Here is a 25,267-nt window from a genome sequence, read left to right as displayed (position 1 = left end):
TTTGATAACCTAGCCTTCATTATTCATCCTGTCTCCAGACTTTTTCAGGTACCCGCTATTTATGTCTTCACCCCACAGCTTACGCCAAACTCTGTCCTACTTTAAAGATCGCAGGTTACTCAGCATCTTTTGCTTTGGTATTGCCAGCGGTTTTCCCTGGGTGATGACAGGCTCTGCCATGAGCGGCTGGTTAACAGATGCCGGTTTAAGCCGTTCCAGTATCGGCTTATTCGGTTTAATCTTTGTTGCTTACAGCATTAACTTTCTTTGGTCACCCCTGGTGGACCGCCTCAAAGTACCTTTATTAACCCGGTTTATAGGACAAAGGCGTAGCTGGATCTTAACCACCCAGCTGCTGATCATGTTGGCCACACTGCAATTAAGCCAGCTAGATGTCGTCAACCAGCTCAGTCTGATGGCTTTTTTTGGCTTAATCATCGCCATTTGCGGCGCTACCCAGGATATTGCCATAGACGCCTATCGTATCGACTTGTTGCAGGATAAAGATACGAATTACATGGCAGCCGGCTCCGCCATGGCCACCTCCGGCTGGTGGACCGGCTTTGCCGGTTTAGGCAGTATCCCCTTTATCCTGGTGGATCAACCAGACTGGCAATGGTCGCAAGTATACCTGGTATTGGCCGTGATCATGGCTATCTTAATGATCACCGCCATGGTGGTGCGTGAACCGAAAAGCAACCGCGAGGCGGTACAGCAGAAAATAGAAAAAAATTACCTGCAAGCCCTACCTACCCAGGGCAGGCAACCGCTGGCTATCCTGCTTATTTTACCGGCCATTTTTGCCGCGATTATTTATGCCAATATAGGTTACCCCGGCTGGCCGCAGGGGGTTATCGACAGCGGTTACCGCTTTTGGCTGATCAGTGTCTTTATCCTACTGCTGCTGTTGCTTTTCAGCCAACAACTCACCCGCTTAAATAAAGTGGTCAGCAGCCAGATAATGAATAATGAAACAGGCACAGGGCCTGTTTCGACGCCGAACCGTACCCTCCGCCTGACCGCCTGGTTACTGACCACTTTAGTTGCCCCCATCCAGGAGTTTTTCGACCGCAACGGCGCCCGGTTATCGATAGCCATTTTACTCTTTATCTTTTTATTTAAACTGGGAGAAGCTTACCTGGGACGCATGTCGATTGTGTTTTACCGGGAAGTGGGTTTTTCCAACAGCGATATCGCCTATTATTCGAAAATGATCAACTGGTCGGTCACCATCATTTTTTCACTAATCGGCAGTGTCTTTACCATACGTTACGGTATTTTAAAGGGCTTGTTTATCGGCGGCACGGCAATGGCTGCCAGCAACTTGCTGTTTTCCGTGATGGCGATCGTCGGCCCGGATAAGGCACTGTTTGCCTTTACCGTGTTTGTCGACGGTTTTACCTCCGCCTGGGGCTCGGTGGCTTTTGTCGCCCTGTTATCGGTATTGTGCAACCATACCTTTACCGCCAGCCAATATGCGCTGATGGCCTCCCTGGGTACCTTTGGCCGGGTTATGCTTGGGTCATATTCAGGTATTATTGTCGACTGGCTTGACGGTAACTGGTCTTTATTCTTTGTGCTCACCGCCTTTATGGTCATTCCCAGCTTGCTGTTCTTATATTCCATCCGTAAACCGCTGACGGTGCTGATAGAAAAAAACCAGGCACAAAACGGCAACAACTCATCGGGATAAGCAGACTATCCTTTGCCGGGTCATTGAATTCCCGGCAAAGGAAATAAAAAATCAGCTTTTAGATTTCAGCCAGGTTTTCAACAGCAATATTGTCCCCGGTGGTATTAGCGCTGTTTTTTCCATAAAGCTCAAGCAATTGTGCGCTGATGCTGTCAGCATTGGCGGGTTTGCAGTATAAATAGCCCTGCATCACCGAGCAGCCTTTTTTAGTAAGAAAATCCACCTGCTCCCGGGTTTCCACCCCTTCCGCGACAATACCGAGATTAAGCCCTTGCGCCATGGCGATAATGGTGGCCACTATCTGACATTCCTGCTGATCAAAAGGCAGCTTACGGATAAAACCGGCATCTATCTTTAAGGTATCAAATGGCAACTGAGTCAAATAGCTCAGGGCGGAGAAACCGGTACCGAAATCGTCGATGGAATTTTTAATGCCCAGTTCATTGGCCCGGGTTAGGGTTTTACTGGCCTGTTCGATATTTTCAATCAGGCAGCCTTCGGTAACTTCCAAGGTTAATAACCTGGGATCTAAACCGGTTTCTTTTAACGCCAGTTCAATCGACTTGATCAGGTCATGGCGAAAGTGTAAGGCGGAGATATTCACCGCCACCCGGACATCTTCCAGCCCCAACTGTTGCCAGCGTTTTCTTTGCTTACAAGCCTGACGCAATACCCAGCGGTCGATATCGACGATAATGCCGATTTCTTCCGCCATCGGGATAAAGTAGGCGGGGGAGACATACCCTAACTCAGGGTGATTCCAGCGCAATAAGGCTTCAATACCCACCACCTGGCCGCTGATGCTGTCAAACTGCAGCTGGTAAAACAGCTCAAGTTCATCCTGCTGCAACGCACTGCGCAAATAATTCTGCGTCAGCAAGCGGTCCATCGCCACCACATTCATTTCTGCAGTATAAAGCTGGTATGAGTTTCTGCCGCTGTCCTTGGCCTTATACATGGCAATATCGGCATGCTTAAGCAAGGTATCCGTATCCTGGCCGTCCTCGGGATAAATGGCCACACCGATTGACGGGGTAACATGGAGCTTTTTCGACTCCAGCTCATAAGGCTGGCTCAACACCTTACTGATGCGCTCCACCACGGAAACCACGTCTTTGACGCAATCCATTTCCGTTAATAACAAAACAAATTCATCGCCGCCAAAACGGGAAACGGTATCCCCTTCTTTAAGGCTGGCATTAAGCCGGTTCGATACCGCTTTTAATAATTCATCGCCGACCTTATGCCCCAGGCTGTCGTTAATCTGCTTAAAGCGGTCTAAGTCCAGAAACAGCACTGCCGCCTGCTGCCCATTTCTGTGGGCGGTGGACAGGGCAATTTCAAACCTGTCGTTAAACAAGCGCCGGTTGGGCAAACCGGTGAGATCGTCAAAAAACGCCAGCGCGTGAATTTTATTTTCACTGACCTTACGGTCGGTAATATCGCTGAATATGGCGGCAAACAAATGCTCGCTTTCATCATCCTGATCTATCTGCACTATGGTCAGCCATTCAGGGTAAATATCGCCGTTTTTCTTTTTGTTCCAGATCTCCCCCTGCCACATGCGGTTTTCGGCAATCGCTCCCCACATCTCCCGGTAAAATGTTTGATCATGGCGCCCGGAGCTAAGCAGGCTCGCCGGTTGCCCTATGGCTTCTTCTTCGCTATAACCGGTAAGCTTGGTAAAGGCCGAGTTCACCGATAAGATCTTGCCACTGGCATCGGTTACCATGATGCTGTCGAGGGAGGCTTCGATTATTTTTTCAGCAAAATACAGACTCTTTTTTGACTCCCGCAGGGCATCGTCCCGCTCGGTTAAAATGGTTTCCAGTTTTTGCACATAGGCAATTTCAATATCCGATAAGATATGCTGCAAAGACAAAATACCGACGATTTCACTCAAACTGTTGGTCACCACCAGGTGGCGGATATTGTTTTGCTTGATGGTGATATAGGCCTGATGCAGGGTGTCTTCATCATGTATGGTCACCAGCGGATAAGCGGCATAAAACCAGGCATCGCGGTCCCGGTGCTTTTCCGCGAGAATGGTCAGCAAATCCCGCTCGGTAATAATGCCGTACTCGCCGCTTTGTTCATCTTTGACCAGCGCCGAGGAACTCTTATATTCCGCCATGGCTTCGGCGATTTTACTCACCGGCAGCTTGCCGCTGATCACGGGTATTCTGGAGTTGTAGTTATCTTTTATTTTTCTTAGCTGCAGATAATGCTCGATTCCCTGCTTTTTAATTACATCCGTTTGATTCACTATGCCTATCGCCTGCTCATTTTCATCCACAACCAGCAAATGACGTACCCGATTCCGGTAAAAGGTCATAATGATCTTTTGCAACGGAGTATCGGCCTTTATGGTCAGCACCGGCGCACTCATAAACTGCTTGATCGGGCTGTCAAAATAATCTTGTTGCTCAAAGGATAATTTAGCGCAGTCGGCTTCGGTCCAGATGCCGATAGTTTTACCGTCCTCCTCTATCAAAATAGAGCTGGTTTTATGGGTTCGGATCATTTGTGCCGCCAGACACAAAGGGGTGTCCGGCGCACAGGATAACAAGTTTTTTTGTGCCAAATGAGAAGCTGTTAATGTGCTCTTATTACTCACCAAAGTCATACGTTTATTTTCTGATACAATTTACCGCAGTGTTTTATACCAGTTTTAAAAAGCAAGAGATTTGATCTGTATCAAGACGCGCAAAATAGAGCATTCACCACCTGCCCGGGGAAAGGTTTAACCTCCCGTCAAAGCAAAGAAGAGCAAATACTGTGAAATATCTAATTTCACCGATAGCATCGGCCGATATTTTCGCCTATGATATTGGAATATAATAAGTAACTATTTAACTTTATGATAAAGTTTTTCATTTTATTGCCTATTCTTATGTGCGGTATCTGGTGGTGGTATCTGACCGAAAAGGGTTACACCGTCAAAGACGGCCTGAGGGGATTTGCTTACATTATCTCGTTCAATGCCATTATTATCGGCTTTTTTATCCTGATGATCTTTGTTACCCACAGGTGACAATGGTTTTATTGTCACCTGCTTTAGCAATAAATTGATTGTCAACGGCTTAGCCGTTAGCTGGTTAGCGCCATTTGCTGCCAGACCTCCTCGACACTGATAGGCTCAAACTTCTCCTGGCTGAATGCCTGCCGGCAAAGTCGGTACATCGCCTTGTTATAGGGCGCCTCGACATTAAACTTATCCGCCAGCTCAAGCAGGTACCCGTTGATGCCGTCAAGTTCATTATCGCTGCGGCCATTTTGGATGATATCCTGGGCCATAGAGCTGACCACCATCTTCTTGACGTTTTTATTAAACACCTTACGGGTTAAAAACTGCGGCAGCTTAGCGCTGGCGCTGATAATAAACCAGCTGGGAATATCCCCGACCTTACATTCTTTATGGCCGGAGGCTTTAACGATTTTTACCCCCTCATAAGTCAGCTGGCTGAGAATTTTCTGGAACAAAGAGGGATGATCGATTTCCCGGTACCCCAAGCCCATCAATGTAGTAAAGGAATTGGTAAGATTGATGATCATTTTCGACAGCGCCGCATCCTGAAAATGCCGGCTGGCAATGGCCTCGACCCCTAAATTAAATACCGAAGTGACCCGCTCAACTTCCGTTTGCAGGCTATTATCCGGGGTGCCGAAAATAAAAGGTCCCTTGGCCTGATAACCGACCACGCCGGGTTCATCAAGCCAGGCATTAAAACTGATAATGCCGTAGACCAGCTTAGGAAAATATTTCGGCAATATTTGCTGATTTTCAACACCGTTTTGCAGCCCCACCACCACGATATCTTTCAGGGCCTGCTCACCATAAACATCCAGTATTGCCTGGGACAAACCGTCTAAACTGTAATTTTTTACGCACAGCAAGATAATATCCGGCTTAGGGCACTCTTTAAAACTTGCCACGGTTTTCACCCGGGTATTTTCTGTTGCTTGCTTATGGTGCTGTAAATAGGAACTGACCCCTTTTTCTGCTATAGCTTTAAGGGTTTCCCCCTGATCTAACACATAAAAGTTTTTAAGCTTGGGGGCAAGCCAGGCGGCAATGGTAGCGCCGACGGCGCCGGCCCCGACGAGTAAAACGGTTTGTTGTTTAAATGAAGCTGGCATCACACTTTTCCTGTTCTTGGCTGTTTCTCTACTGGTAAAATTTTCCGGCTCGACAACCCTGTCTAACCGGTAAAAGTAAACGGGGCCTGGTAATTTTCATTGGGCAAATCAAAGCAGGCATTCATATGATGGGCATAACGGAACTGGAACGGCTGCGGCTCAATCTTCAGTTTTTTAAGCATATCACCGTAAGGACCTTCTCCGATTTTCAGCACGCCCGGATCTGCGCCGCCCCTTTTCCATAACCTGTCCATATATTTAATGACGTTAAAATCCCCTTTAAACTGGGTCGGGCTTTGCAGCAAGTCTTGATCCAGACGGGAGTATAGATTTGAGCGGACATCAAAATGGGTAGGCTTACCTTGTGTCGGTACTTCCAGGGAAAAATAAAAGTTGCCCTGCTCGTCCGTCGCCCGGGTTTTAGATATGCCGTCTTCGACCTTGATATCAACGGTATCTACCACCTTAGGCAGGCCCCAGATCTTGTTGCCGCGGATGCGGTTTTCCAGGGAAGTCACCGGCATATGGAAAACGTAATAACCAAACTTGCTAAAACCATCCATAACCATAGGCAGCACCGGGATATTAATCGCAGGATCCACCATCACGGGAATAGTCATGGCAATTTCGTTATAGGGAGCAATACCCATAACATTCTGGTATTCATAGCAGGAGAAAGTCACTAAGGCCCGCCCCTTGGGCATAGCCACCGGCTTCATTTTCGGATGGGGCAACAGTTGCTGCGCCTGCTGGTAGTCACAAAGGAAAACCCCGATGGCACAGGTCACATTGCCGTAAAAGGTCGGAAATTGATAATCTTTACTGATAGTCTCATTAAGCTGCAGCGGCTGCTTGTTTTTGCGCAGGGTAAACTGCTGAAAAAAACTGTCGGTAAACAGCGCTTCATTGGCGACCAGTTCGCTGTCCAGAGTATTGTTAGGTTGCATAATATTCCTCAAATGCCCGCAGCGTTTTACCATGAGCTAAGTCACGGCAGTTAAGGGGCGGGGGTTAACATCTTAATGGTGCCAGTATCGGCAAAAAAACTGAGCAGCTAAATAGTAGATATAACCTAACCGCAAACTCACAAGAAAGTAGCCATCACCTAACGGAATGTTTATTATCAGATTATAAAAATAACCATATTCAAGTCATAACCAGGCGCCAGGATCTGCACATATGCCCGACTCACGTACACTGGACGAATTTATCAGCCACTTATACCGCTCTGCTACCCGCATTCCCCCGAACCAATACCGGGAATGGGCACTGGAACAATTAAGTCGGGTAATTGATTTTGACGCTGCCTTCTGGGGCACAGGCAATGAAGCCAATATCAATTTTCATTATGTCACCCAGGTCGGCCTGGACAAGCAGTATGCCAAACGCTTAAAAGCCACCATGGAGATCAACCCGATACGTGATGCGGTGATCAATAACCTGGGTAAGCCGGTGGATATGTCTGAAGTAATTGATGATGAAGCTTTTTTTAACTCACCTTTATACCGGAAGCTGTTCCGGCCCTACGGCATTAAACGTATCCTGGCTTCGGGACACCTGGACAGTAAAAACGGGCTTTATACCTTATTAAGCCTGTATCGTTTCGACCGGGAGCATGTCTTTACCGAGCAAGAGCGGGAACTGCAACAACACCTTATTTTTCATCTGGTTTCTGCGGTATCCCATGCTTTTTTCCTGCACCTGCGTGTCGGTGATGAATTACAGCAAACGGTAGATCAGGCCACTTCCGCCATCTGCGATCAGCAAGGCTGCTTCCACGAGGTCCAGCCACGTTTTGTTGCCCTGCTCAATGAGCACTTTCCCGAGCGCGGCACAACTTTGCCTTTTATTTTGCCTAAACTCAGCAGCAATGAAAGTAAAACCATAGAAGTCGGCCAGCTCGCGGTCAGCTTAAAGCCCATGGGGGAGTTGATTATTGTCAGCCTGCGTCCTCTGGGACCACTGGATCAGCTAAGCAAGCGGGAGCAGGAAATCGTCGAGTTTATCTGCAAGGGCCTGTCCTTTAAAGAAGTGGCTAAGTCCCTTTCCCTGGCACCTTCTACTGTCTCTAACCACCTCTACCGGGTGTATGATAAATTAGGTATTTCCAGCCGCACCGAGCTGGCACAGCTGGTCAGCGCCCAAAACAGCGAGGCTTAAGCCTCGCCTAAGCCCAAATAAAGTCTGGCTCTGCCGAACTTAGTTGAGTCTGGCCGTCAATTCATCGACAGCGGTTTTGACAAAATCATATTTAAAATAGTCCTGATCAACGATGTCGCGATCGATTTTAACGATATCTAAGTCGATAGTACGCGGGCCGTTTTTATTAGCGGTGCGCACCCGCCCCAGCTTTGCTTCGATATCGCGTAAATATGTTTTTAACTGCACGGCATCAAGGGAGCTTGAAAACGAAAACGCGGTATTGATAAAATCCGCCTGCTCGGTAAAGCCCACCGCCTTGGTATGCAACAAGGTCGCGATATCTGCCTGTGCATCCATTTGTTTGATTAAGTCAAAGGCCTGCTCAATATGCTTCTCCGGCTGTATATTCGAGCCCACGGCAACAATATAAAGCGCCATCAGGCAGAGCGCTCAGCGGTAATGGAGACATTTTTGGCATAACGTAATGCCCCCGGCTTGGCGATTTTCATTTTTGCATGCGAGACGCCATCAAAACCAAGCACCACTTCCAGCAAGATCCCCAATAAACGCTCTATGGTGTTATAACTGGAGTTTTCCACCACAGACAATATTTTTTTATTGATGGTGCGGTAGTTCACGCAATCTTCGATGTCATCGCTGAGCATCGCCTTGGAAATATCAACATCAAGCCAGTAATCAATCAGGATTTTTTGCTTGTGCTCACGCTCTTCTGCGGTGATCCCCAAGATGGTATAAATTTCTAATTCTTCAACATATATGGTGGACATTGTAGATGGCTCCCTCCGTCAATATTAATGGTTTGTCCGGTGATGGAATGATTATTTTGCAAAAATTCAATCGCCGAAAATAGGTCGTTTAACGGCACTTTAGCTTGTAATAAGTTAATGTCTTTATGCTCAGGGCCGCCGTTAACGGCATCTATCGCCTCAAGTACAAAACCCGGTGCTACCGCGTTGACCCTGACCTTAGGGGCACATTCTATTGCCGCCAGCTCGGTTAAGGTCTCCAGAGCTTTTTTGGCGATAAAATACGCCGATTTACCGGTATAACGGTGCGCTAAATTCGCATCTAATATATTAATGATCTGCGCAGAAGGTCCGGTGTTAAGCTTCATCATTTCTTGGATCAGCACCCAGGGACTGGTGAGATGAACATGCATATGGGCCTGTATCTGGGCTAAAGAGGATTCAAGCAAAGCACCCTGCTCAAATATCGAGGCATTATTAATCAATAAATCAAGCTGCGGCACCTGACTGTGCAGGCTTTGAAAAACCAAAGGCAAGGTTTGCGGCTCGGCTAAATTTGCCTGCCATAACACCACCTGAACATCATGCTGCTGCAACTGTGCTTTTAACGCCAACGCCGCCGTTTCCGACTGATGATAATGCAGGACAATATTATAACCCGCCTCAGCAAGGCACTGGTTAAAGTAGGCACCGATACGCTGGGCGCCTCCTGTCACCAGGGCCCAGGGAGAGTTATTCATCATGCTTTTATCAGCTGTAAAAATTCCGCCCGGGTATCTTTATCTTTCATAAAAGAGCCCAGCATGCAGGAGGTTTTCATTTCCGAGTTTTGCTTTTCCACCCCGCGCATTCTCATGCATAAATGGGAAGCTTCCACCACAACCCCCACTCCTTTGGCGCCGGTAACGTCCATAATGGCATTGGCAATTTCCTGGGTCAGGTTTTCCTGGATCTGTAAACGACGGGCATACATATCAACAATACGTGCCAGCTTGGATAAGCCCAACACTTTGCCATTGGGGATATAACCTATGTGGCAGCGGCCGGTAAAAGGCAGCATGTGATGTTCGCATAAGGAATACAATTCGATATGATCCACCACCACCATAGAATCGCAATCTGAACTGAACAAAGCCCCGTTAATTACCGTATCTAAGTCCTGCTCATAACCCCGGGTCAGATATTTCAGGGCTTTTGCAGCCCGGCTGGGCGTATCGACTAATCCTTCACGGCTTGGATCTTCACCTATTGCCGTGATGATGCGCTTAAACTCTTGCTCCATTGGCTGCTCAACCTGGAGATTTTCATCTGCTTCGCTGACAACAGCTTTTAATTGTTGGTCCATCATTTGTCTGCTTATTGCTTTGATTTTTCCTCATAATACGGTAATTACCGGGCCGGTTCAAAGCTGAGCGGGCAATATTTCATTTAAGCGACGTTTTTATGACCTGAGCCTGTCCGGGACAGATATACCGGCTATGTTTTCCTTGACTATTTCAGCCCTGTAACAAGCCATCACCCCCTATTTTTATTCATATCTTTCATATAGTTGATGTTTTCGTACCGCTATCAATACAGTGCGGACAATTAACATAAATATTAAATGCCAGCCCAGGGAGATTTTTCCGGTATTTTGTACTATCACTAACAGGTGAATTCCCCGTCAGCGGAGGTGTTTAAAAAAGAGAACCAGCAGATAAACCAAGCGCTGCCCCTAAGTGCACCACCACTCAGAGACAGCTAACCACAACAGATAAACGAGGTATCCATCATGGCTAAATCTAATGATATGCCAGAGTTTCAATCGGTTAAAGCTTACCTAACAGAAAGTTTAACAGAAAATATACCAACCCCCGCCGTCAGGCAGCCACCATCAGCTTATGCCGGCAACTATACGCCGTTAACTAACAAGGGAGGAAGCTGTCATGTCTGAATCAAACCTGCCACTCACGGAGGATGCAATCAAAAGGGAACAGCTGTCGAGCGATTTTGTCAATCTTGGTGACGACTTTAGCAAATTCAGTGAAGAATACGCCTTCCTGTTCGATGCGTTCGCAGCGGTTACCCGCGAGCCCGAATGCATCACGGAGCACACCAGTGAAGGTATCAGGCACCTGTGCTATTGGCTCAAATATCAGGTTATCAGCTACCGGGAGAAAATAGGCGAGATGCAAGCGTGCTGGAGAGTGCTTAACCGCAAGAAGTAATGTTAACTATGTAAGATTGACTACGGCTTAAACGGAGCAAAAGACGGGCGGGTTAACGGCAATAATAGTTTCAGCTATGTCAGTGACCCGCCCGGTACTAAATGCAATCCTGGCAACCCTGGGGGAAATCGCCTTCCTGTTAGCGCATGTTAACTTAAGCGTTAGTGTTTACCTGTCCGTCACTAGCAATCCATACCTTTTATCGCTACTGGCTACCAATCCTGATGTCGTGATAATCCCCCGTATAGCTGAACTTTTCATACCGCAGTCTACACCGTGGTGAATAATTAACAGCAACACTAAATGCCAACAAAGCCGATATAGCCATTGCCCGGCTTAAGGTTGCTGCTGGCAAATGGTAGTATGTTGGCCGTTGGCGGCATTAAATTGATCTATGGTGGTGCCGACACAATCGGTATTGGTTTCACTGAACCGGTCCATATCGTCATTGAACTGCTGCCTTGCAGTGGCATAGGCCTGCATCGCCTGTTCAAACGCCTGAACCGACATGCCAATAGCACCGCTAAATTGCGGAAAGGGGTTGGCATTTAAGAATTGCATAAAGTCCAAACCGTGACGGCCCTCGTGAAAACCTAAACTGGTATTGCCCGCCTGGACATCCGCCGTTGTCGTACCGCGTCCGTAGCCGGAAGTAGAAGCAGCACTGACACCGCCGCCATAAGTGGTCACTATGGTAATGGTCGTCGCTCCCGGACCGGTAAAGGAAGTTATCCGCCCGCCACTGGCCTGGTAATTGATGTTATAGGCAGAAATAGAAAATGACGTTTGCGCCCGGTTGGCCATGGCCGGATCGGCGCTGACAGCATCCGGTAAAAAGACAACATTGACACCGCCGGCACGCAAATTTGTTGCCCCCGCGGCATTGGCCCGGGTGCCAAAAGGCTGCGGCGTTGAAATTCCCGGTATATTGACATGAGTTGGTTGCGGCGGTGCTTCCCCCAGTACTTCCTGGCGACAATAATCCCTGTTTTCCTCCCCCATAATACGGATACATTCCACCAGCTCAGTGGCTTCACGATAGGGTAAGGTTGAACCCGGGTGTCTTTGCTCGGGGTTTGTCGGATCAAAAGGCAAACGCTGGATCACAGCTCCTGTGCTCTGCCCCTGCCGCAGGATATTGCTTACCGCACGACTTTGCCCGCTAAAGGCAAAATTATCTCTTACGGGAGCTGAACTTTTAGATGGTTGTCGCGCGTACTTTTTCTGTAACAAGGTATGCATATTTTCTCCCTGAACTATCATTCCTTAAAACCAGGTTCACTTTCAACAGCTTGATAAAACAAGATAGCGGCGGCATTTTTTACTATAGGCATAAAACCATTTAAATCCACCCGGCTTCCCCTCTTTTCAGCCACAGTGATGACCCCTGCCGATAAGAGCAGTTAGGTCATTTTTACCATAGACCGACGATATTTTGATCAATTATCTTGTGCCGGTGACGATGTTGTCACTCTTGACGAAAAAAACGATAAAAAACCGCCAAGACATTAAGTGCTCCACCCCGTGGGTATAATGCGCTGACAACCCGGGTTGCCAGGCATTAACAGATAAAATTAACAATAAAAATCCTCCGGGAGCATAGGCACAGGGAAGCGGTGCAGGCTGATTATCGTTGTCCGTCAAGTCACAAAGGAATAGCAACTATGAACAAATTATTAAACAGGATCACCCGTACAGGCCTGGTGGTCGGTACCACAATAGGCATGCTCGCCTCCCCTTTATCATCCGCTTATGCTGCCAGCAGCTGGAATATCGGCTCCGGCATCTATGACGTCACAGGTCCCGCCGCCGATGCCGGCATGGTGGGTTACGGCGATACCAGCCAGACCACCAAAGGCATACATACCCGCTTATGGTCCAGGGCCTATGTAGTTGAAAAACCGGCTAGCGGTAAGCGCCTGGCCTTTGTCAGCGCCGATATCCAGAGTATCCCCCAGGGGGTTAAGCAGGCGGTGGTGGCCAAACTAAAAAGCCGTTACGGCAATTTATACGACGACAGCAATGTCATGTTAACCGCCACCCATACCCATGTCGGCCCGGGGGGATATGATCATTATGTGCTGCTTAACCTCAGCGCCCTGGGTTATGACGAGCTTAACTTTGATGTTATCGTCGACGGCATTTACCAGTCGATTGTCCGGGCAACCGATACCCTGGCACCCGGCAGCATCAAATTTAACCGCGGCGATTTGCTCGATACCAGCTATAACCGCAATCCTGTTCCCTATGCCCAAAACCCGGATGCCGCCAACTATGAGCACACCACCAACAAATCCATGAGCCTGCTGAAATTTGTCCGCGACGACGGTACCGAAATCGGTATGCTGAACTGGTTCCCGGTCCATGCCGTCTCCAACGACCAGAGCCAGCGGCTGATAAGCTCTGACAACAAAGGCATCGCCAGCCAGCTGTTTGAGCGGGATCACAACGCCGATTACAGCCAGGCATTAACCTTTGTCGCCGCCTTTGCCAACAGCAACGAAGGGGATGTATCCCCCAACAGCAATGGGCAAAATACCCCGGGGACTAACCACGAAAAAGCCATTGCCTCCGGACAAAAACAATACGCCAAGGCCCGCAGCCTGTATGACAGTGCCAGCATCAGTTTAAGCAGCGCCGGCAATCTCGATTACCGTCACCAGTACGTAGACTTTCCCGGCTACCAGGTCGGCAGCGAATTTACCGGCAACAGTGCCGCAACTATTTGTGACGGCGCCATCGGCTGGTCTATGGTGGCGGGATCCGACTGGGACGGCCCCACCAATATGGAAGGCATTTTTGAAGGCATGACGGTAGACAACGAAGGCACGGCCTGGAACAAAGATGCCAGTTTATACGACAGCTATTTGGGCAAATACGCCCTCTTTGGCTGGATGAACCTGTTCTCCGGCAGCAGCTTACTGGCCAATGCCGAGGACGATCCCTGCCAATATCCTAAACCGACTTTCGTTAACCGCGAAGCCATAGGGGCCGAGCTTTATACCACCACCCTGCCGTTCCAGATGTTTATCCTGGACTCTTTAGCCATAGTATCAGTACCGGGTGAAATGACCACCATGGCAGGGCGACGCCTTGAAGCCCACCTGTTGGGAGAGCTGGCACCTATGGGAGTCGATAAAATCGTTATCGCAGGTTTAGCCAACGCCTATACCGGTTATATCACCACACCGGAAGAATATTCGCTGCAATATTATGAAGGCGGCCACACCATATACGGTGCCAATACCCTGGCCGGATATACCCAGATTTATCACAACATGGCTAATGCCCTGGTAAGCGGCAGCGCAGTTGATGCCGGACCGACTCCGAAAGATTTAAGCGATGATCAGATCATCACTAAGATCGGCGTGGTTTATGATGATAAACGCTTGTGGGAAAGCTTCGGTCAGGTCACCAAGGACACCAACAACAGCTATAGTTACGGCGATACCATTATGGCGGAATTCCGCTCAGGTCACCCCCGCAACAATCTGAAAACCATGGATACCTTCTTAAAGGTACAAAAGAAGGTTAACGGCAGCTGGGAAACCATCTTGACCGACAACGATATCGAAACGGAGTTTAAATGGATCCGCGATACCGATGCCGACTGTCTGGCCTGCTCAAACGCCAGGGTCTACTGGACACCGAGTGCCGATACCCCGTCAGGTACCTACCGCCTGAAACACCAGGGTCACTGGAAGTCCGGCTGGACCGGGAATATTTCAAGCTATTCAGGTACTTCTGACTCCTTCACTTATAACAAATAAGCAAAAACAACAAGATAAGCCAAAGTGATGATTGCCGCATAAACCACGGCAATCATCGGCTTTTACCATGTCCCTGCCGGGGCTTGCCCAAGGGATAACTTCAACAAGGATGATTTATGAAATTTAAAAAGAAAGTACTTGCCGGATTCATCATTGGCGCTTTAGGGTTTTCCGCCAATGCCCAGGCCGCCTGGTATGACGATGCCTGGGACTGGATCAAGGATAATATTGCCGAGCCCGTCGTAGATGCCGGTAAGGTTACCCTGGACTGGCTCGATACCAAAGTAATTGAACCGATAGCAGGCCTGGCCTCCGATGTCGACGGTTATATTTCTATTTTAGAAGCCACCATGTCGGATCACGGCTACATCGACGCTTATGGCCTGGATTACAGTCCGGCGACAAATTACGCACAAAGCAGCGGCAGCCTGGATGTCATTACCTTTAATATCAAGGGATTTCCCGAAGCCCTTAACGGTATCTCCAACAGCCAGGCCCGCGAGCTCAGCACTATCATTGAAAGCTGGGGTGCCGATATTGTCGGTATCCAGGAAAACTGGGTGCGCACCGATGCCCTGACCGATAACCTGACCACAGCCACTTACCCGTATCGCAGCGATTACTGGGCCGGCACCCCCACCACCTTTGGCGACGGCTTATTAACCCTGTCCCCTTACCCTTTCAGCCAGCACAAGGTGCAATATCATGAGTGGAACAAGTGTCACGGCACCTTGCTGGAATACCTGACAGGCAACGTCAACAGCCCGGATTGCGCCACCGAAAAAGGCTTTACCCTTACCGAAGTCGAAATCGCCAAAGATTTTATCGTGCACTTTTATAACCTGCACGGCAATACCGGCGGCAATGAAGCCAATAACAAGTCAGATCTGGATCAGGTTGCGGAAATGATCCATACCTATTCCGCCGGTTCACCGGTGATCATCGTCGGCGACTTTAATATCTACTTTGCCCAGCGGGATAAAAACTCGCACCAATACCAGCAAATGATAGATTTTAAAATCAAAACCGGCATCACCTTTACCTGTGAACAGCCGCAACCGGACGGCACCATAGAGGGTTGTGACCGCATCGATTACATTGGCTACCGGGGTAACCCCAAATACCAGTTCAGCCATATTCCGCTGGAAGATAATCGCTTAGATCACAATAATATCAGCGATCATCCGCCGAGGATTGGTAAACTGGAATGGATCAATACCTATGCCGACCAGGCAGTTGTCGACTACCCGAAAATCAGCCAAAATATCGCCCTGATCAGCGACAGCGGTAAATACCTGGTGGCAGAAGGCAACGGCGGCGGCACAGTCAATGCAGACCGCAATAATCAAGGCGCCTGGGAGTCCTTTAAGTTAAACCTGGAGCAGGCGAAATACTTCGAAGGCTGTATCCAAAGTGGCGACCTGATCTCCATCAGCACCAGTGAGGGTTATTACTTCAGCGCCCAGAGTAATGGCGACCTGGACGCGGATCGCACCAACCTCGGCTCCTGGGAGCAGTTCACCTTAATCAACCATGATGATAATTCCGGTTGTCTTGAAAACAATGACAAAATCTCGTTTAGATCGGCACACGGTAAATATCTTGTCGGTGAAAACGACGGTGACGCCCATGCCAACCGCAGTGATATCGGACCTTGGGAAATCTTTACTGTGAAGTTTTAATGCTTAAACAGGCTTAGACAGGAAACCGGATACGGCAACCTAGATAAAACCAGGGTTTCCTGCAAAGCGCTTTAATTAAACGATAATTTCTTGATTTTCATTAAAGCTAAAAAAGGCAGGCAATCATATGATTGCCTGCCTTTTATTAACAGCTTAACAGCAAATTTTTAAATGGATTATTCCCATTCAATCGTTGCCGGCGGCTTACCTGAAATATCGTAAACCACACGGGAAATACCGTCGATTTCATTGATGATGCGATTAGACACCAAGCCTAAGAAATCATAAGGCAAATGCGCCCAATGTGCGGTCATAAAGTCTATGGTTTCTACGGCGCGCAATGACACTACCCAGTCATATTTACGGCCATCCCCCATAACCCCTACCGAGCGTACCGGCAAGAATACGGTAAAGGCCTGGCTGACCTTGTTATAAAGATCGGCTTTATGCAGCTCTTCAATGAAAATCGCATCGGCGCGGCGCAGCAGATCGCAATATTCTTTTTTCACTTCACCCAATACCCGAACTCCTAAGCCCGGTCCCGGGAACGGGTGGCGGTATAACATGTCGTACGGTAAGCCCAGCTCCAGACCGATTTTACGTACTTCATCTTTAAAGAGTTCACGCAGCGGCTCAACCAGCCCCAGCTCCATGTCTTCCGGCAGACCGCCGACATTATGGTGAGACTTGATCACATGGGCCTTACCGGTAGCAGAAGCCGCTGATTCGATCACATCCGGGTAAATGGTGCCTTGCGCCAGCCATTTGGCATTAGCAAGCTTACTGGCTTCTTCATCAAAAACTTCAACGAAGACATTACCGATGATTTTACGCTTGGCTTCCGGATCGTTCTCTCCCGCCAGGCGGTCAAGGAACCTTTGCTCGGCATTGACATGCACGATGTTTAAACCGAAGTGATCGCCGAACATATCCATTACCTGCTTGCCTTCATTAAGACGCAGCAGGCCGTTATCGACAAACACACAGGTCAGCTTATCGCCGATAGCCCGATGCAACAACATGGCTACCACGGAGGAGTCGACACCGCCGGATAAACCTAACACCACTTCGTCATCGCCAACCTGGGCTTTCATTTTTGCCACGGCATCTTCGATAATAGAGGCTGAAGTCCACAACTTTTCACAACGACAGATATCTACCACGAAATGCTCAAGAATACGCATGCCCTGCTTGGTATGGGTCACTTCCGGGTGGAATTGTACGCCGTAGAATTGTTTTTCTTCATTGGCCATGGCGGCGTAAGCACAGCTTGGCGTTTGCGCGGTAGTGGTGAAACCTTCCGGAATCGCGGAAACTTTATCACCGTGGCTCATCCACACATCCAGCATGGCATTGCCGTTGTCGCTTAAGTGATCTTCAATTTTCTTAAACAGGGCGGTCTCGGCGATGACTTCCACCGCGGCATAACCAAACTCTTTATGGGTTGAACTTTGTACGCTGCCACCCAGTTGCTCCGCCATGGTTTGCATACCGTAACAAATACCCAATACAGGTACGCCGGCATTAAAAACATATTCAGGGGCACGGGGAGAGTCGGTTTCGGTGACACTTTCCGGGCCACCGGCCAATATGATACCGCTCGGGTTAAATTCACGAATTTGCGCTTCGCTGACATCCCAGGCCCATAACTCACAGTAAACGCCAATTTCACGCACGCGACGGGCAATCAGCTGGGTATACTGGGAGCCGAAGTCTAATATCAGTATTCGGTGATCATGAATATCTTTTGTCATAACAAACCCTTAAATGAGTTAACTTAACTGCTGTCAGTTAAATAAGTAAAACCCGCCGACTTGAGCCTTAGGTATAAAAGTAAAGCCAAAGTCAGCAAATTTAAAATAATAAGTGAGAGCCGCTGTAACCGGATAAACCAAGGTTTTCAGCGACATAAGAGTATCTAGCCTAAGATTAGCCCATACGGTAGTTAGGTGCTTCTTTGGTGATAGTGACATCATGCACATGTGATTCACCCATGCCCGCTGCCGTGATCTTCATAAACTGAGGTTTAGTACGCATCTGTTCGATATTGGCACAACCGGTTAGTCCCATGGAAGAGCGCACCCCGCCCATTTGCTGGTGGATAATCGCTGCTACCGGGCCCTTATAGGCAACACGGCCTTCGATACCTTCAGGTACCAGCTTGTCCGCTTCGCTCGGCTTTTGGAAATAACGGTCGCTGGAACCATCCTTCTGGTTCATGGCCCCTAATGAGCCCATACCGCGGTAAGACTTATAGTAACGCCCCTGGTATAACTCAACTTCACCGGGAGATTCTTCGGTACCGGCAAACATACTGCCTACCATCACACAGTGGGCACCGGCCACTAAGGCCTTGGCAATATCACCGGAGAACCGGATACCGCCATCGGCGATCACCGGGATATCTGTATCCTGCAAGGCTTCTACGGCATTGGAAATTGCGGTTAGTTGCGGTACACCGACACCGGTGACGATACGCGTGGTACAGATAGACCCCGGACCGATCCCAACCTTAACGGCATCAACACCGGCATCAGCCAGCGCTTTGGCGCCCGCTGCCGTGGCAACATTACCGGCAATCAGTTGTAAGTCAGGGTAGGCTTTGCGAATATCTTTCACGCTTTCGATAACCCCCTGGGAATGGCCATGGGATGTATCGATTAATAATACATCAACACCTGCCGCCACTAACGCCGCGATGCGCTCCGTGGTACCGGCACCTACGCCAACGGCTGCGCCGACACGTAAGCGACCTAACTCGTCTTTACAGGCGTTAGGTTTGCTTTCCGCTTTTTGGTAATCTTTTACCGTGATCATGCCTTTTAATTTAAAGACATTATCTACCACCAGGATCTTTTCAATGCGGTGCTCGTGCATCAAGCTTAAGATTTCTTCACGGCTGGCACCTTCTTTTACCGTCACCAGGTCTTTTTTGATGGTCATCAGCTTAGATACCGGCTTGCTTAAATCGGTTTCAAAACGCAGATCCCGTCCGGTGACTATACCCACCAGGTTATTGGCATCGTCTACGACCGGAAAGCCGGAAAAGCCCAGCTCTTTTGCCAGATCTATGGTGTCCTTAATGCTGGCATCCGGGCTAACGGTTACCGGCTCGGAAACAATGCCGCTTTCATATTTTTTCACCATAGCAACATTTTTCGCCTGTTCTTCTATGGTCATATTTTTATGAATAAAGCCCATGCCCCCTTCCTGCGCCAGGGTAATGGCCAGACGTGCTTCGGTTACGGTATCCATAGAGGCAGAAACCATAGGCACATTCAGGTTAATTTTACGGGTTAAACGGGTTTTTAAATCGGCGGTATGGGGTAGTACCGTAGAATGGGCAGGTACCAGTAGAACATCATCAAAGGTCAAAGCTTCTTGAGCAATTCTCAGCATCGCAACATCTCACAAAAGTGGGTAGGTTTGGTGTAAATATTGCCGAAGAATTTTAACCGTTTTATTAAATCAGGTAAACTAATATTTGTTATTATTTGTCCATTATTGGCAAAATTAAAGCAAAAATGAAGCCAAAGCGTCTTTCAAGTCAAATAGCACTTTATTTAGCCGAGGGAATTTCTATCCGTTGACTAATAACCAAAAGGATAGTTCTATCTTCATTTTAAGCCTCAGATATAAGTAATCTATATCTTAAAGTGCTTTTCCAATTGCCTTAACAGCTCTGGCGACTTACTAATCTCTTCCTTTAGGTATTCTTTACATTCAAAAATTTGCAGCAACCACTCCTCAATATCTTCTATATCAGTAACCGTTTCACTTTTTCTTAAACTGTCATTGTACTTAACGGCATCGTTAAGAGCGCATAATATCGTTGCCAGCCAATCATCGTTTACTTGCATTAACTTACCTCTTCTTTTTCAACTAAACCCGCCAACTCATTAAGCAACATTTTAAAATGAAACAAGGGCATATCTCTTTCAGGTGCAATAGTGTAATGAGTTGCATTAAAGACAGGATTATATGAATCCTTAACTATCGCATGCCCCTTAGGCAAGATAGTTCCCGCCGGTAATTTATAATACAGCCAATGCCCACGGAAAGTGTTAGGCCGGTCAAAGGTACTAATGCCTCTTGGCCTATGTCTGACATAAACTCTTCCATCTTTAATCGTTATGTCAGCTTTTCTAGGCGCTCCCCTTTTCCTTACTATTTCTGTTTCAACCAAATCAAATAGTGGCTTATCACTTTTTACTTTTCGGGCTCGATAAAGATCTACAGGGACATGGTCGCCAAAAAATCTCTCTATGCTTCCGGCTTCCAACAATACATCTTTAAGCAATTCAACATCTTCCATAATGTTTCCTTTTGCTTTGTTTTTATGGCACAAACATAATGCTTTTAAAAAGACTCAATTTGACAAAGAAGTTAATTTATCAAGCAGAGGACGAGTGCCTGCCTCTACTTATTTCTCCTTTGCCTGTCGCCACCGAGATAACAATACTATTGTATCACGACACTTTGTCCTTCATTGAGACGTTCAGCGCCACGGATTGCCACTTTATCGCCATCAGCCAATTCGCCGGTAATACTAACCCTGTCCCTGACCCCTTCACCAACTAACACCTGCAGGCGGCGGACCTTGTTATCACTGTCCACCTTGACCACATATGTGCCGTCTTTACGTAAAATCAGGGCGTCCCTGTGCACCGTCAATGCCGCCTCGGTATTTTGTACCGGTACGCCAACCTTGATCAGCTGGCCTGCGGTCCAGGCTTCATTGAGGTGCTGCGGCAGAGCAAGACGCACCTCAAAGGTTTGCGACCTGTGATCGGCACTTGGGATCACTGCTGTCACTGCGGCATTTACCTGCTGTCCGGTGGCGCTTAAATGCAAAGACTTTCCTTTACGTACATAAGACAAGTATTTCACCGGCACATAAACCCTCACTTCCAGTTGCTCGGTATCGAGAAATTTAAGCAAAACATCACTGCGGTTAACATCGGTACCGGCACGTACCAAACGCTCGGTTACCACACCGCTGTAAGGAGCTAATACCGTGGCCCGGCTCAGCTGGTCTTCTATTTGCCTGAGTTTCAAGCGGGCAATTTCAATATCCATAACCGCCAAATCGTATTGGGACTGGGTTTGATCCAGCTGAAACTGCGAAGCCGCCTTGGTTTTCGCCAAAGTTGTTAACCGGGATAATTCATGCTGCTGGTAACGCATATTGATCTCTGCCCGCTTAATTTCCGCCCTTTGCTCTGCCTGTTGCAGCTGCAAAGGCAAGAGATCCATTTTCACCAGGACTTCTCCCTGCTCAACATAACTGCCGGGCTCTGCCAGCCAGGCCAAACGGCCGTTGACACCTGCGGTGATTTGCACGTCGGCGCGGCTATAAACCGTCCCCATAAGATCTGCGGTGGCGGCCAGCACTTCCCGGGTAACGGTATCGACCTTCACCGGACTGGCAGGGGCCTCTTGTGCCCAAGTCCAGGAGGATAAGGCGCTTAGGGAAAATAAAATGCCCGCGGCAAGTAACCGGGATTTACTCTTGTTTTTACTCTGATAGAAATATTGGCGTAACTTGCTCATGATGCGCTCCTAGACGGTAATACTTGCTCCGAATGCAAAGGAGTTATATTGGTTTTTTGTGGTTCTCCCCCCTGTTCCTGCGGTTTTTTATCTTCTCCCATTCTTAGTAAGCTTGGGAATAATACCAGGGTAAATATCGCACTTACCCCCATGCCGCCGACAATAACGGTCGCCAGGCCGCGGTAAATTTCACTGCCTACCCCCGGCATGGTCATCAGCGGTAACATGCCGAATAAACTGGTTAAGGTACTCATATAAACCGGACGGGCCCTAAGACGTACCGCCTGGGCCACCGCCTGTGTTTTATCTAAGCCCTGCCTTTGACCATCACGGGTTTGATCTACCAGTAAGATGGCATTATTTACCACCAGACCCAATAAAATAATGAAACCTATCATGGTCAGTAAATCCAGCGACTGGAACGTCACCAGGTTGAGGATATTCAGGGCGATAACCCCGCCGGCAACCGCAAGCGGCATCACCAACAATACCAGCAAACTGTCTTTGGCGGATTTAAATAAAGCCGTCATCAATAAAAATAAAATGATCAACGCCAGCGCGAAGTTTTTAATCATGTCATTGATGGCCGAGGCCATTTTATTGGCATTGCCGCTTAACAGAATCGATGAATTGGCCGGCAAATCTTTATTCATCACCGGGATCACTTTCTCATTGAGCACCTTCAGCGCTTCTTCCAGCGACATATTAGCCGGCGGCGATACCTGCAAACTGATGGTACGTTTGCCATCCACCCGCCTTAACTGGGTCGGGCCTGCGGTACGGGTGATATCGGTCAGCTCCCCTATGGTCTGGATACCGGCAAAAGGCGAATACACAGGCAAAGCCGCCAGTTCATCCGGGGTATGCCATTGCTCGCCGCGCAGGATGACATTGACCCTGTCGTTGCCGTCAAAATATTCATTGATAAATAAACCGCTGGTATAGGCGCGGATGGCATTGGCGACATCCTGGCGGGTCAGTCCCGCCTGGGTAATCCGCTGATCTTTTGGCACCAGTTTTAATTCCGGCTCTGCCAGGCTTAAGCCGGGAATAGGAAAGGCTGTGGTATCAGGCATATGTTCGTTGATAGCGGCAATACCGGCACCGGCGACCGCCATCAGGCGTTCGATATCCGGCCCTTTAATGTCGATATCCACGGTGCGACCGTTTCCGCCGCCGGAAACATTGATCATAGAACCCCGGAACAAGAATACCTGGGTATCCGGCAAGTCGTTAAGTACCTTGGTGCGCACCACGGACATCAATTCTTCCACCCGGGTGGGGTCATCTGAGTAAATAAAACCGCCGGTGGCACCTGCGCCATAGGAATAGAAGTTATAACTTTTAATTTTGGGCTCTTGTTCTCCGGATAAATAAGGTGCCAGGCGCTCTTTTACCAGGTTAGCCAGTTCATGCTCGATAACTTCAACATTGCCCCCGGGCGGAATATTCAAGCTGAAAAAGAAACCGTCAATGGGTGCACGGGGCATAAAATCGGTTTTTGGCATCAGCATAACGGCAACGGCGATCGACCCCCCCACCAGCAAAGCAATCCAGCTACAACGTTTAGTAACACTGTTGGTTAACGCCATCACCAGACGCGTTAATTTATCCCAGTAGCCGGCGTATGGATCCGCTTGCTCGCTGTCTTTTAACCAGAACTTACTGGCAATAGGTAAAACGCTGATAGCGGCCACCAGGGAGGCGATCACCGCAATCGATAAAGTCAGCGCCAAATCCGAAAATAACTGGCCTTCGATGCCTTCCATAAAAAGAATAGGCAAGAAAATGGCGACACTGGTGGCGGTGGAGGCAAATAATGCCCCCGTCACCTGCAAGGTGCCTTTCATCACTGCCTTATGGTTATCCAGCCCCTGACTGCGGAAGCGGACAATATTTTCCTGGACGATAATCGCGGCATCAAGCACCAGGCCGACCGAGAAAGCCAGACCCGCCAAAGAAATCACATTGAGGCTACGGTCAAAAATGCTCAGCGCGACAAAAGCCACCAGCAGGGAAATTGGGATAGTGGTGGCAATGATCAGGGTATTTTTCAAGCCCCGCAGGAACAGCCATAAGATGATCAGCGCCAGCAAGACCCCGAGTCCCAAATTGTTTTGCACCAGTTTCAGGGCATTGCGGATATGAACCGAAGAATCAAAGCTTAAGTCTATGGTCAACCCGGCTGCTTTCATCGGCCCTTCATTGAGCTCTTTTATGGCAAGGTTGATTTCATCCAATAACGCCACGGTATTGGCATCGTTTTGCCGTTTGACGGTAAAGTAATAGGAAGGCTGGCCGCTGCGCATGTTAAAACCGAAACGATCAACCAGGGTATTTTCCACCGTGGCGATATCTTTAAGGTAAATCGGCCGGTTACCGCTGTAGGCCACTATCATCTCGGTCAGGTTTTCAACGCTGTATTTACCGGCAAAACGCACTGTATATTGCCTGCGGCCGACCTTGGCAGTACCGGCTGAGACATCGCTGGCACGGGCCACGGTATTGCTGATATCACTGATGCTGATGCCCAAAGAAGCGGCGCGCAGGGGATCAAAAGAAATCCTCAGCTCTCTTGGCCGCGAGCTGGCCAAATTCACCTGCCCCATCCCCGGGATACGGGCAAACCTGGGCTGGACCACATCTTCAATCAGCTTTTGGTATTGTCCCATGTCGGTGTCGGGATTACCCGGTAAGGTCTTGATCATGAGTGAGGCGGTATTCGGCCCCCCCTGGCCGCCGCCGGCAGAAACCACAGGCTCTATAGCATCTAAAGGCAAGGGCGGCGCCTGGTTGAGGTTATTGATCACATCCAGCATCGCCCTTTGCATATCGGCGCCGACATCAAAAGTCAAAGTGATGTTACCAGAGCCGCGCTGGATACTGGTGGTTACTTTAGTGACCCCTTGTGTGTTTTTCACAACATTTTCAATGGGCTCGATGATCACCGACTCCATCTCTTCCGGCGCGGCACTGCGCCAGCCGGTACTGATGTTGATTTGCGGCTGTTCGATATCCGGCGTTAACTGGATGGGCAGTTTAAAAACACTTAACAGGCCAAAGACCATGACCAGGGCAACGATCACTATCACCGCTGCCGGGTTTTTCAAGGCGGTTCGGGTAAGATTCATTATTAATTCTCAAATCTATCATCTGCTCGCGATTATATAAAAACCGGGATGAGTTTGAGAAAAAACAGGTTGAACAGCATTAATTCTACGGTGAAAACAAATCCTGTAACAAAGGGTTACAAATAGAATCAATCAACAATACTAACAGCATTATCCCTAATAACCTGATCAGGTGTGTCCAT

21 protein-coding genes are annotated in these 25,267 nt (G+C 48.5%); 7 read left to right on the top strand and 14 right to left on the bottom strand.

The annotated features are described in order from the left end of the window. The first annotated feature begins 61 nt into the window (after positions 1-61). Complete coding sequence (locus tag QL234_RS20560; RefSeq protein ID WP_281559645.1) at positions 62-1,693, top strand: MFS transporter; 1,632 nt, start codon at positions 62-64, stop codon at positions 1,691-1,693. A 58-nt stretch (positions 1,694-1,751) separates the two neighbouring features. Here QL234_RS20560 and QL234_RS20555 read toward each other — a convergent pair whose 3' ends face one another. Beyond that, on the bottom strand, positions 1,752-4,319 hold the full coding sequence (locus QL234_RS20555) for an EAL domain-containing protein (RefSeq protein ID WP_281559644.1): 2,568 nt from the start codon (positions 4,317-4,319) through the stop codon (positions 1,752-1,754). 234 nt (positions 4,320-4,553) lie between these two features. Between QL234_RS20555 and QL234_RS20550 the strand changes: the two genes are divergently transcribed. Further along, positions 4,554-4,727 carry a hypothetical protein gene (locus tag QL234_RS20550; RefSeq protein WP_169749402.1) on the top strand — a complete coding sequence of 58 codons (174 nt, stop codon included), beginning with the start codon at positions 4,554-4,556 and terminating at the stop codon, positions 4,725-4,727. A gap of 56 nt (positions 4,728-4,783) precedes the next feature. On the opposite strand, the gene QL234_RS20545 is transcribed toward QL234_RS20550, so the two are convergent. Both QL234_RS20545 and QL234_RS20540 read right to left on the bottom strand, forming a co-directional pair. Continuing rightward, positions 4,784-5,833: a 2-dehydropantoate 2-reductase gene (locus tag QL234_RS20545; protein WP_281559643.1), complete on the bottom strand. Its 1,050-nt coding sequence runs from the start codon at positions 5,831-5,833 to the stop codon at positions 4,784-4,786. A gap of 62 nt (positions 5,834-5,895) precedes the next feature. Beyond that, positions 5,896-6,780, bottom strand: a complete 885-nt coding sequence (locus QL234_RS20540; RefSeq protein ID WP_281559642.1) for an acetoacetate decarboxylase family protein — start codon at positions 6,778-6,780, stop codon at positions 5,896-5,898. 232 nt (positions 6,781-7,012) lie between these two features. On the opposite strand from QL234_RS20540, the gene QL234_RS20535 reads away from it, so the two are divergent. Beyond that, complete coding sequence (locus QL234_RS20535; RefSeq protein ID WP_281559641.1) at positions 7,013-7,993, top strand: helix-turn-helix transcriptional regulator; 981 nt, start codon at positions 7,013-7,015, stop codon at positions 7,991-7,993. A gap of 39 nt (positions 7,994-8,032) precedes the next feature. Here QL234_RS20535 and folK read toward each other — a convergent pair whose 3' ends face one another. The 4 genes from folK to folE are packed head-to-tail and all read right to left on the bottom strand — an operon-like array spanning position 8,033 to position 10,024. Beyond that, complete coding sequence (folK, locus tag QL234_RS20530) at positions 8,033-8,413, bottom strand: 2-amino-4-hydroxy-6-hydroxymethyldihydropteridine diphosphokinase (RefSeq protein ID WP_281559640.1); 381 nt, start codon at positions 8,411-8,413, stop codon at positions 8,033-8,035. Continuing rightward, positions 8,413-8,763 carry a dihydroneopterin aldolase gene (locus QL234_RS20525; RefSeq protein WP_044830494.1) on the bottom strand — a complete coding sequence of 117 codons (351 nt, stop codon included), beginning with the start codon at positions 8,761-8,763 and terminating at the stop codon, positions 8,413-8,415. Before QL234_RS20525 ends, folK begins: the two co-directional genes overlap by 1 nt. After that, positions 8,736-9,485 (bottom strand): SDR family NAD(P)-dependent oxidoreductase, encoded by a 750-nt coding sequence (locus tag QL234_RS20520; protein WP_281559639.1) that lies wholly within the window; start codon positions 9,483-9,485, stop codon positions 8,736-8,738. Before QL234_RS20520 ends, QL234_RS20525 begins: the two co-directional genes overlap by 28 nt. Further along, positions 9,482-10,024, bottom strand: coding sequence for a GTP cyclohydrolase I FolE (gene folE, locus QL234_RS20515; RefSeq protein ID WP_281559674.1), 543 nt, complete (start codon positions 10,022-10,024; stop codon positions 9,482-9,484). The genes QL234_RS20520 and folE overlap by 4 nt, the downstream gene beginning before the upstream one ends. A gap of 489 nt (positions 10,025-10,513) precedes the next feature. Between folE and QL234_RS20510 the strand changes: the two genes are divergently transcribed. Both QL234_RS20510 and QL234_RS20505 read left to right on the top strand, forming a co-directional pair. Then, positions 10,514-10,675, top strand: coding sequence for a hypothetical protein (locus tag QL234_RS20510; RefSeq protein ID WP_281559638.1), 162 nt, complete (start codon positions 10,514-10,516; stop codon positions 10,673-10,675). Further along, positions 10,668-10,949, top strand: a complete 282-nt coding sequence (locus tag QL234_RS20505) for a hypothetical protein (protein ID WP_281559637.1) — start codon at positions 10,668-10,670, stop codon at positions 10,947-10,949. Before QL234_RS20510 ends, QL234_RS20505 begins: the two co-directional genes overlap by 8 nt. Before the next feature lie 336 nt (positions 10,950-11,285). Here QL234_RS20505 and QL234_RS20500 read toward each other — a convergent pair whose 3' ends face one another. Beyond that, a complete protein-coding gene (locus QL234_RS20500) occupies positions 11,286-12,191 on the bottom strand; it encodes a hypothetical protein (protein WP_281559636.1) in 906 nt (301 codons plus the stop codon). 422 nt (positions 12,192-12,613) lie between these two features. Between QL234_RS20500 and QL234_RS20495 the strand changes: the two genes are divergently transcribed. Both QL234_RS20495 and QL234_RS20490 read left to right on the top strand, forming a co-directional pair. Continuing rightward, complete coding sequence (locus QL234_RS20495; protein WP_281559635.1) at positions 12,614-14,719, top strand: neutral/alkaline non-lysosomal ceramidase N-terminal domain-containing protein; 2,106 nt, start codon at positions 12,614-12,616, stop codon at positions 14,717-14,719. A gap of 116 nt (positions 14,720-14,835) precedes the next feature. Further along, the gene (locus QL234_RS20490; protein WP_281559634.1) at positions 14,836-16,401 is read left to right on the top strand and encodes an endonuclease/exonuclease/phosphatase family protein; all 1,566 of its coding nucleotides are present in this window, start codon (positions 14,836-14,838) and stop codon (positions 16,399-16,401) included. Between the two features lie 176 nt (positions 16,402-16,577). On the opposite strand, the gene guaA is transcribed toward QL234_RS20490, so the two are convergent. From guaA to QL234_RS20460, 6 genes are all read right to left on the bottom strand, one after another. After that, positions 16,578-18,155: a glutamine-hydrolyzing GMP synthase gene (gene guaA, locus QL234_RS20485; RefSeq protein ID WP_281559633.1), complete on the bottom strand. Its 1,578-nt coding sequence runs from the start codon at positions 18,153-18,155 to the stop codon at positions 16,578-16,580. Between the two features lie 175 nt (positions 18,156-18,330). After that, positions 18,331-19,800, bottom strand: a complete 1,470-nt coding sequence (guaB, locus tag QL234_RS20480) for an IMP dehydrogenase (protein WP_281559632.1) — start codon at positions 19,798-19,800, stop codon at positions 18,331-18,333. Between the two features lie 245 nt (positions 19,801-20,045). Beyond that, positions 20,046-20,261, bottom strand: a complete 216-nt coding sequence (locus tag QL234_RS20475; RefSeq protein WP_281559631.1) for a hypothetical protein — start codon at positions 20,259-20,261, stop codon at positions 20,046-20,048. Next, the gene (locus QL234_RS20470; protein WP_281559630.1) at positions 20,261-20,716 is read right to left on the bottom strand and encodes a hypothetical protein; all 456 of its coding nucleotides are present in this window, start codon (positions 20,714-20,716) and stop codon (positions 20,261-20,263) included. The genes QL234_RS20475 and QL234_RS20470 overlap by 1 nt, the downstream gene beginning before the upstream one ends. A gap of 146 nt (positions 20,717-20,862) precedes the next feature. Beyond that, complete coding sequence (locus tag QL234_RS20465) at positions 20,863-21,954, bottom strand: efflux RND transporter periplasmic adaptor subunit (RefSeq protein ID WP_281559629.1); 1,092 nt, start codon at positions 21,952-21,954, stop codon at positions 20,863-20,865. Beyond that, the gene (locus QL234_RS20460; RefSeq protein ID WP_281559628.1) at positions 21,951-25,085 is read right to left on the bottom strand and encodes an efflux RND transporter permease subunit; all 3,135 of its coding nucleotides are present in this window, start codon (positions 25,083-25,085) and stop codon (positions 21,951-21,953) included. Before QL234_RS20460 ends, QL234_RS20465 begins: the two co-directional genes overlap by 4 nt. Between the last annotated feature and the right edge of the window lie 182 nt (positions 25,086-25,267).

Source organism: Thalassomonas sp. RHCl1, from assembly GCF_947387555.1.
Lineage (GTDB): Bacteria > Pseudomonadota > Gammaproteobacteria > Enterobacterales > Alteromonadaceae > Thalassomonas.
The sequence above is the reverse complement of the archived record's forward strand: the minus strand, read 5'-3'. Positions and strand labels throughout refer to the sequence as shown.

Excerpts from the sequence above, each read along its gene's own strand:
- QL234_RS20555 (WP_281559644.1), bottom strand. The coding sequence starts at position 4,319 with ATGACTTTGGTGAGTAATAAGAGCACATTAACAGCTTCTCATTTGGCA.
- folK (WP_281559640.1), bottom strand. The coding sequence starts at position 8,413 with ATGGCGCTTTATATTGTTGCCGTGGGCTCGAATATACAGCCGGAGAAG.
- QL234_RS20540 (WP_281559642.1), bottom strand. The coding sequence starts at position 6,780 with ATGCAACCTAACAATACTCTGGACAGCGAACTGGTCGCCAATGAAGCG.
- QL234_RS20460 (WP_281559628.1), bottom strand. The coding sequence starts at position 25,085 with ATGAATCTTACCCGAACCGCCTTGAAAAACCCGGCAGCGGTGATAGTG.
- guaA (WP_281559633.1), bottom strand. The coding sequence starts at position 18,155 with ATGACAAAAGATATTCATGATCACCGAATACTGATATTAGACTTCGGC.
- QL234_RS20550 (WP_169749402.1), top strand. The coding sequence starts at position 4,554 with ATGATAAAGTTTTTCATTTTATTGCCTATTCTTATGTGCGGTATCTGG.
- QL234_RS20525 (WP_044830494.1), bottom strand. The coding sequence starts at position 8,763 with ATGTCCACCATATATGTTGAAGAATTAGAAATTTATACCATCTTGGGG.
- folE (WP_281559674.1), bottom strand. The coding sequence starts at position 10,024 with ATGGAGCAAGAGTTTAAGCGCATCATCACGGCAATAGGTGAAGATCCA.
- QL234_RS20500 (WP_281559636.1), bottom strand. The coding sequence starts at position 12,191 with ATGCATACCTTGTTACAGAAAAAGTACGCGCGACAACCATCTAAAAGT.
- QL234_RS20510 (WP_281559638.1), top strand. The coding sequence starts at position 10,514 with ATGGCTAAATCTAATGATATGCCAGAGTTTCAATCGGTTAAAGCTTAC.
- QL234_RS20545 (WP_281559643.1), bottom strand. The coding sequence starts at position 5,833 with ATGCCAGCTTCATTTAAACAACAAACCGTTTTACTCGTCGGGGCCGGC.
- QL234_RS20495 (WP_281559635.1), top strand. The coding sequence starts at position 12,614 with ATGAACAAATTATTAAACAGGATCACCCGTACAGGCCTGGTGGTCGGT.
- guaB (WP_281559632.1), bottom strand. The coding sequence starts at position 19,800 with ATGCTGAGAATTGCTCAAGAAGCTTTGACCTTTGATGATGTTCTACTG.
- QL234_RS20490 (WP_281559634.1), top strand. The coding sequence starts at position 14,836 with ATGAAATTTAAAAAGAAAGTACTTGCCGGATTCATCATTGGCGCTTTA.
- QL234_RS20475 (WP_281559631.1), bottom strand. The coding sequence starts at position 20,261 with ATGCAAGTAAACGATGATTGGCTGGCAACGATATTATGCGCTCTTAAC.
- QL234_RS20535 (WP_281559641.1), top strand. The coding sequence starts at position 7,013 with ATGCCCGACTCACGTACACTGGACGAATTTATCAGCCACTTATACCGC.
- QL234_RS20505 (WP_281559637.1), top strand. The coding sequence starts at position 10,668 with ATGTCTGAATCAAACCTGCCACTCACGGAGGATGCAATCAAAAGGGAA.
- QL234_RS20465 (WP_281559629.1), bottom strand. The coding sequence starts at position 21,954 with ATGAGCAAGTTACGCCAATATTTCTATCAGAGTAAAAACAAGAGTAAA.
- QL234_RS20560 (WP_281559645.1), top strand. The coding sequence starts at position 62 with ATGTCTTCACCCCACAGCTTACGCCAAACTCTGTCCTACTTTAAAGAT.
- QL234_RS20470 (WP_281559630.1), bottom strand. The coding sequence starts at position 20,716 with ATGGAAGATGTTGAATTGCTTAAAGATGTATTGTTGGAAGCCGGAAGC.
- QL234_RS20520 (WP_281559639.1), bottom strand. The coding sequence starts at position 9,485 with ATGATGAATAACTCTCCCTGGGCCCTGGTGACAGGAGGCGCCCAGCGT.